The organism is Bradyrhizobium sp. PRIMUS42 (assembly GCF_023006515.1).
Lineage (GTDB): Bacteria > Pseudomonadota > Alphaproteobacteria > Rhizobiales > Xanthobacteraceae > Bradyrhizobium.
Map to the genome: position 1 here is coordinate 1 of NZ_JALBGZ010000298.1, position 7,281 is coordinate 7,281.

General features: G+C 63.6%; 8 protein-coding genes. 4 read left to right on the plus strand and 4 right to left on the minus strand.

Features of this window, described 5'->3' with window-relative positions; translation table 11 throughout:
* Both MOV75_RS21180 and MOV75_RS21185 read left to right on the plus strand, forming a co-directional pair.
* The coding region (locus tag MOV75_RS21180) for a methyl-accepting chemotaxis protein (protein ID WP_247006527.1) at window positions 1–411 on the plus strand (411 nt) is incomplete at its 5' end.
* Between the two features lie 82 nt (window positions 412–493).
* Window positions 494–664: a hypothetical protein gene (locus tag MOV75_RS21185; RefSeq protein ID WP_246928865.1), complete on the plus strand. Its 171-nt coding sequence runs from the start codon at window positions 494–496 to the stop codon at window positions 662–664.
* Window positions 665–970: 306 nt separating this feature from the next.
* On the opposite strand, the gene MOV75_RS21190 is transcribed toward MOV75_RS21185, so the two are convergent.
* The 4 genes from MOV75_RS21190 to MOV75_RS21205 form a co-directional block, all read right to left on the minus strand.
* Window positions 971–2,938, minus strand: a complete 1,968-nt coding sequence (locus MOV75_RS21190; protein WP_246928879.1) for a carbohydrate porin — start codon at window positions 2,936–2,938, stop codon at window positions 971–973.
* Window positions 2,939–3,337: 399 nt separating this feature from the next.
* Window positions 3,338–4,306 (minus strand): DUF1194 domain-containing protein, encoded by a 969-nt coding sequence (locus tag MOV75_RS21195; RefSeq protein WP_246928881.1) that lies wholly within the window; start codon window positions 4,304–4,306, stop codon window positions 3,338–3,340.
* A 210-nt stretch (window positions 4,307–4,516) separates the two neighbouring features.
* Window positions 4,517–4,780, minus strand: a complete 264-nt coding sequence (locus tag MOV75_RS21200; protein WP_246928883.1) for a hypothetical protein — start codon at window positions 4,778–4,780, stop codon at window positions 4,517–4,519.
* A 140-nt stretch (window positions 4,781–4,920) separates the two neighbouring features.
* On the minus strand, window positions 4,921–5,727 hold the full coding sequence (locus MOV75_RS21205) for a creatininase family protein (RefSeq protein WP_246928885.1): 807 nt from the start codon (window positions 5,725–5,727) through the stop codon (window positions 4,921–4,923).
* Window positions 5,728–5,879: 152 nt separating this feature from the next.
* Between MOV75_RS21205 and MOV75_RS21210 the strand changes: the two genes are divergently transcribed.
* Window positions 5,880–6,902, plus strand: a complete 1,023-nt coding sequence (locus MOV75_RS21210; protein ID WP_246928888.1) for an ABC transporter substrate-binding protein — start codon at window positions 5,880–5,882, stop codon at window positions 6,900–6,902.
* A 10-nt stretch (window positions 6,903–6,912) separates the two neighbouring features.
* Window positions 6,913–7,281: ATP-binding cassette domain-containing protein (locus MOV75_RS21215; protein WP_247006528.1), on the plus strand; the 369-nt coding region annotated here is incomplete at its 3' end.

Below are 7,281 nucleotides of genomic sequence, written 5' to 3' on the forward strand. Positions count from 1 at the left end.
CGCGGCTTTGCGGTGGTCGCTTCCGAGGTCAAGGCGCTGGCTGAGCAGACCGCCAAGGCCACCGGCGAGATCAGCCAGCAGATCGCGGGAATCCAGACCGCGACGGAGGATTCGGTCGGCGCCATCAAGGCGATCGGCGACACCATCAGCCGCATGTCCGAGATCGCTTCCGCAATCGCCGCGGCAGTCGAGGAGCAGGGCGCAGCGACGCGGGAGATTTCCCGCAACGTGCAGCAGGCCGCGCGCGGCACCCAGCAGGTCTCTGCCAGCATCGTCGACGTGCAGCGCGGCGCAAGCCAGACCGGATCTGCATCTTCCAACGTGCTCGCGTCCGCCAAGTCACTGTCCGGCGAGAGCAGCCGTCTCAAGGTCGAGGTCGGAAAATTCCTGGATGCGATCCGGGCCGCGTAACAAGCTCATTGTACAGGGAGGCAGCTTCACCTAGACCTCCGGCTTCGCCTTCGGCCTCGTCGCGGCATCGCTGTGGCTTTACGTGCTGACGCCTGTTCAGAGCGCCAGTCTGATCGTCGGCTTCGGCCTTCTCGTGCAGGGTTACTCGGTCTGGAAGCTGCGCGCTGTGCTCGACTGGCGCCGGCTGTGGCCTTTCATCATCGGTGCAGTCATCGGCGTGCCGACCGGGGTATCGCTTCTTAACCTGGGCTGATCCGAAGAGTGTCCGCATCGTGGTTGGAGCTGTTCTGATCGCCTATAGCCTGTACGCATTCTTCCGGCCGCAGCCCCAAGCTCGCGGCCGTCGTGCCGGCGGCCGCTGACATGACGGTCGGTTTGGTCAACGGCTTTCTCGCTCGACACGGCGAAGCTGTTCGCGCTCGGCCTGCCGTTCCTGTTTGCCGGAACGTGGCTGGGACTGAAACTGTTCGGCCGGATCGACGAGGCCGCATTCCGCAAAATCGTGCTGGCGCTGCTGTTCGTCTCGGGGGGGCACGCTCTTGTTCTGAGCCGTGGCGGCTCAGAACTCGCCGTGCAGCCGTCCTGAGAACACCGACACCGGTCCGCGGTCGGCATTGTAGGCAGGGTTGACGATCAGCTGGTAGTCGGCGGTGAGCGTGAGATTCTTGTTCACCGCATAGGCGTAATAGGTTTCGAGGATGCGCTCCTTGCGGTAGTTGAGCGCACCGTCGCCAACCAGCACGCCGAGGCCGCCGGCGGCGAGGAAGTCGCGGTAGTCCTGCGAAATCGCATTGATCGCGCCGCCGATGCCGACCACGTCGTCGGGCCGCCCCCATCTCGTGCCCTTGATCGACAATCCCGCGGATAGACTGCGATGAATGTCGGTGAAGGCCAGCGTCTCGTTCTTGCCGTCGTTCCAGCTCCAGCGGCTGAACAGGCCGACATCGTCCGTGATCGCCTGCTCGAGGTTGAGCACATAACCATACTTCACGCGGCCGCGCCGGGTCTGCGCGATGTCGAGATTGAGCGCGGGATTGTTCAGCGTCTCGCGGAAGCTGCCCATATTGGCGCTGTCGAGCCAGCCCATGGTCCTGAGCTTGCCGGGCTGGCCGAACAGCGAGAAGCGCGTCTCGAGCTCGAGCACGTACTGGCCGCGCTCCCCGACCCTGGTGTCGAAATGATTCGAGTTGGACTCGGAGACCATCAGGAAATAGCCGCCGCGCAGCGCCCATTGCTTCTGATTGAGCTCGGCGGTGACGCCGTAGGTGAGGCCGACCTTGTCGGCGGAATAGTCGAAGGCGCCCGGCGCCCAGATCGACCAGTTCATGAAATCCCTGCGGGTGTCCTTGGCGTAGGCGTTGCCGTCGAACACGTCGACGACAGCGAACTTGCCGGCCTGCACCGTGAGGCGGGACACGTCGACCTTTTGTCCCAGCTGCAGCTGCCCGCTCGCGAGCTCCTCCTGCTCGCCGCCAAAGCCGAACGTCTGGCGCACGAACAGGCGCGAGGTGTTGTAGTGCGGATAGGGGAAGTTCGACTTCTGCGCTTCGCCGTTGGGGAAGCCGGCCGCGCCGACCGTGTCGTTCAGTCCAAATCCCTGCAGCAGTTCGGGATTGTAATAGACCTCGCCGCCGTCCCACAGCCGTGCGTTCAGGAACAGGCTGTTGCTCCAGGTCGCCTTGGCTTGCCGCGACGGCGAGAGCGAGTTCGGTCCGGTATAGAGCGCGGGGAACGACGGATAGCCCTGCGGCAGATAAGTGCTCTGGCCGTGGATCTCCCAGCGATCGGATTCCGTGTCGATCAAAGAACTCTTCGGGTCGTAGCTGGGCACGCCCGGCCAATCGACCTTCCGGTTGAGGCCGACCCTGACTTGCTGGAAGTCGAGCGACGACGAGGTGTATTGGGCGCCCGTAGAGAAGGCGACATTCGCGCCGTCGAAGCGGCTGTAGAGATATTCGAGCCGTGCGCTCCAATGCGGCGCGAAGGCGTATTCGACGCCCGCGCCCGCGATCCAGCCGGGCCGCGTGTTCAGGATCTTCGGGATTTCGGCGCCGGAGGCCGGCGTGTCGAAATAGCGCTCGCCCATCCAGGCAAAGCCGCCGGTGGCGTAGACCAGCCACGGACCGCTGGTGTAGCCGACGCGGCCGCGCACGCTCGCGGCGTAGTCCCATTGCTGCGTGACGGTGTTGGCGGGTGTCGCCAGGAAGGACACGATCGAATTCGAGGTGATGTAGTTGGGAAACGAGAAATCGCCTTCGACGCCGATCAGCCAGCCGGAGTTGAGCCGGTAATTGTAGCCGGCCTGCACGCCGCCGATCATGCCGCTGAAGACGCCGCTGTCGCCAATTGCGGTGCCGTCGTTCAGTGCGAAGTGCGACGAGCCGCGGCCATAGCCGGCATGCGCGCCGATATAGAGTCCGGTCCAGTCATAGACCGCTCTCAGCGCCGGCGCCTTCAGCGGCAGATCGGCCGCGTGGGCAGCAACGGGAAGCCCCAGGAGGCCTGCGACGGCCGCCGTGTGCAGCAACCGGTGTCGGTGACTTCTCAACGTCAAAACCTACGCCCCCAAACGCGAATGTATCCACCCGCCGCGACATCCCTGCCGATTCGCGGTGCCCCTGTCATCAGGGTCCTGAGGTCACGCGATCGGCCGAGATGATCTCTGCCCGACGCAATTTCGTCCCAAGTCCCTGCGCTCGTTGCGAACCTTATTGCGATTAATTCGCAATAGCAACTGGTGCGGATTGCCGCGGGTGATGGTTCGCACCGTCATGTGACGGGACTGCAACATCGCCTCAACGGGGCAGAAACCGCGATTGTACGAGCGGAGCCCGGCCTTTGCTGGAGACCTATCCAAGCCCAGGACAAATGCGAGGGTCGGGGGAATCGCGAAGGTCGGCGGTCAGTCGGCGACTAACGAGAGCACCTAGCAGCCGCGGCAGATGCCCTTGATCTTCTTGCTGAGCAACGCGTCATCCTGGCTGATCGGATTGATCGCCGCCGGACCATTCGCCGCTGGCTTGCTCGGGGCCGGACCGTTCGTCGCCGGACCGGCCGTATCCCACCGCTGCTGCCAGAGTTTTTCACCAATCGTGCAGAGAACCCGCGGTTTCTTGTCCACTGAGGGCGCCGGCGAGTGATCCGGCGTGCGGCCCGCGACCTCGAGCGCCAACTTGGTCCGGATCGCCTCCTTGAAGTTTTCGCGATCGGTGACCGGCACAACAAAGGAACCTGGGCCGCCGATCACGCGATCCTCATAGTACCAATCGATATGATCGATATGGCTGATGTCCACCTGACCAGGAGGCGTTGCATTGACCACGATCGGCAGGCCGGTGATGACGATGCCCTGCTGCACTGCTGTGTCGCGCGCGGTGGCGACAGGATCGCCGTTGTTGTTGGGGCCATCGCCCGAAACGTCGATGATGCGGCGCGCGCCCCGGTACGGGTTCAGCTCGAACAGCGGCATGGCGAACTTGATCGCACCCGAAATCGACGTGCGCGAACCGCGGCGGATCGGTGCCTTCATGATTTCAGCTGCGACGGCCTCGGCCGCTTCCGGTCCGTCGATCTGCCGCCAGGGGACGACGACGTCCTGATCCCTTGTCGATGACCATTCGAAGTAGGTCAGCGCGATCTTGCCGATAGGGCCGGTCCGCAAGGCCCGAAGAAACTCCTCCGAGACAACGGCCTTGGCATAGCCTTCGCGCTGGGCCGCCAGGTCATCCGGCTGCACCGAGTAGGAAACGTCGACCGCGATCACGAGTTCGACGTCCACGGCGGGGCGGCTGTCGCCCTGGATCACTGTTTGCGGCTGTGAGGCCGGCTCGGGAAATGCTTGTGTCGATGTCAGGATCGCAATCAGGATCGATCCAATTGAGATCCGCCAATTCACGCTCGCCCTCCAGCCACCCATTCGTATCCTGACACGTGGAACGTGCAATCGGAAGGACAGTCTGAGTCATTGTTGGGCTGTTCTGGCGGCACTAAAACAGTTGACCCCGCCCGGGGGGACGTCCGGGCGGGGTCGGGGGCACGACACGGGGTGGATGAGGCGCCCGTGTCGGACGCAGGATCCACGTGAGATCGGCCTCAGGTACTCAAATCAGTAGCAAGTACGAACGCGGCCGACGTACTGGCCGAAGGCGTTGTACTGGGCGACCCAGCCGCAGCGGTGATAGCCGTTGTAATAGGGGTCGTTGCTGGCGGCGATCGCGGAGCCGACGACGGCGGCAGTGGCGATGCCGGCACCGACACCCCAGACCCAACCGGGCTGCTTGGCTTCGGCCGAGGACGTGGTGGACACGATGCTGCCGGTGACGGCGAGGGCGGCGAGAGCGATGGCGGCAATCTTGGTCTTGATCGACATGTGAAACTCCATCCGGGGTTGAGGCGGTCCGTTGTGGCCCGCGTGCCCAGTTTGACGGAGGCTGCTCGCGTCCGGTTCGAATGCGGCAAAGCCGCTCCCGAATCGAAGCATATTCCTGAACAATTCCAGATGGATATGGCCTAGCCGAGGGGGCCCTTGGCGAGCCTGTTCACGTCGAAGTTATCGACCTCGCTCAGAAGCTCGCAAAAAGCGCGGGCGCCTTGATCGACGAGTTGCTCGCCCTTCTCGGCCACGGCCAATGTCGCGTTGCCGATTGCGCCGCTGGCGTTCAGATCCTGCGCCTGCCAGGCAAACGGTGCGGGCCGCTGCGTCGACAGCCAGCGATACTGCTTTTCCATCGCGATGCTGCTCGCGGGAAAATCCGCGATTTCAGCTTTACGCACCTGATCGGGATAGCGCGCCAGCATGATCGAGGTCTCGATGGCGCCGCCATGAATGCCGTGTCGCACTTCGTCGGCCGGGAACAATTGGTCAGCGCCCGAAAGCCGCGACCAGGACGTCGTCACCACCAACAGTTTTTGATACGCGCGCAAATCCTGCGCAATCAACATCATCGCCGCGCTGTTGCCGCCATGGCTGGTGATGATGACGAGCTTCCTCACGCCGCGCCGCGCGACATCCTCGCCGATTCCCGTCCATCGCTTCAGCGCGACGTCGTTCGCCAGCGTCTGCGTGCTGGGATAATCGATATGCTCGGTGGAGATCCCGACTGGCTCGACGGGGAGAAACGTCGCTGGAACGTTCTCAGGCAACAACTCGCGCGCCCGCGCCAGATACGCCTCCGCGATCAACACGTCGGTCGTCACAGGCAGATGCGGGCCGTGCTGCTCGGTCGCCGCCAGCGGCAGCACCGCGATCCAGCGCGACGTCTCCGCAGGGGGCGCATCGGCCCAGCGGATCTCGGTCCAGTCGCGGGACGGCGTCATCAAGGTTTCTTTGCCCGAATTTGTCACGTAATTTGGGTTATCAGGGGATGCGGGCCCGGCCGGCTCGCGTCCCCTGATGTCATGCGGTTTTATCGCGTTGTGTCCACATGAGCCAGACGCGATTGGCCGGAAGCGATCGACGGAGTGCCATTATGACCCCCTTTCATCTGCGGCGAGCGCTCACGGCGGGCCTGATGGCCGCCTTCGTCTGCGGCGTCCCCGTGCGCGCCGAGACGCTGGACAAGGTCACCTTCGGCACCAACTGGGTCGCCGAGGCCGAGCATGGCGGCTTCTTCCAGGCCGTCGCCGACGGCACCTACAAAAAATACGGCCTCGACGTCACCATCGTCCCCGGCGGGCCCAATGAGAACAACCGGATGCTGCTGATCGCCGGCAAGATCGATTTCTTCATGGCGGCGAACACGCTGATGTCGTTCGATGCGGTCGCCAACAACGTCCCCGTCGTGACCATCGCCGCGATCTTCCAGAAGGATCCGCAGGTGATGCTGACGCAGCCGGATGCCAAGGTCAGCAAGATCGAGGACCTCAAGCCGCTGACGCTGTTCGTGTCCAAGGAGGGCATGGGCAGCTACTTTCAATGGCTGAAGTCCGAATATGGTTTCAGCGAGAAGAACGTCCGCCCCTATAATTTCAATCCGCAGCCTTTCATCGCCAATCCCAAGAGCGCCATGCAGGGCTACGTCACCTCCGAGCCCTTCGCGGTCGAGAAGGCCGCCGGCTTCAAGCCGAACGTGCTGCTGCTCGCCGATTACGGCTTCAACACCTATTCGACCCTGATCGAGACCCGCCGCGACATCGTCGAGAAGAAGTCCGATCTCGTCCAGCGCTTCGTCGATGCCTCCATGGTCGGCTGGTACAATTACATCTACCGCGACAATTCTGCCGGCAACGCCATGATCAAGAAGCTCAATCCTGAGATGACCGACGATCTGCTCGCCTATTCCGTCGCCAAGATGAAGGAGCATGGCATCGTCGATTCCGGCGACAGCTTGAAGAACGGCATCGGCGCGATGAGCGACGAGCGTTACGCCTCCTTCTTCAACAAGATGGTCAAGGCCGGCGTCGTCAAGGCGGATCTCGACTTCCGCAAATCCTACACGCTGCGCTTCGTCAACAAGGGCGTCGGCGTCGAGCTGCGCCCGAGCAAGCCGTAACGCACGGTCGATGTCCCCTGTCCAAACCTCATCCGCCGTCGAGGCCAGCCTGACGGCGCTCGCCGTCAGCCTGCGCGGGGTCACGAAGACCTATGACAATGGCGTCATGGCGCTCGGCCCGTTCGATCTCACTGTCCGCAAGGGCGAGTTCATCTCGCTGCTGGGCCCCTCCGGTTGCGGCAAGTCGACGGTGCTGCGCATCATCGCAGAGCTCAGCGCGCCGTCATCGGGCAGCGTGCGGGTGGCGCGCCGCGAGGGCGTCCCGCAGCCGGGTCACGGCATCGGTTTCGTGTTTCAGGAGCCCACCCTGATGCCCTGGGCCAGCGTGCGCGAAAACGTGCGGCTGCCGTTGCGGCTTGGGCGCGTTCCGAAGGCAGAG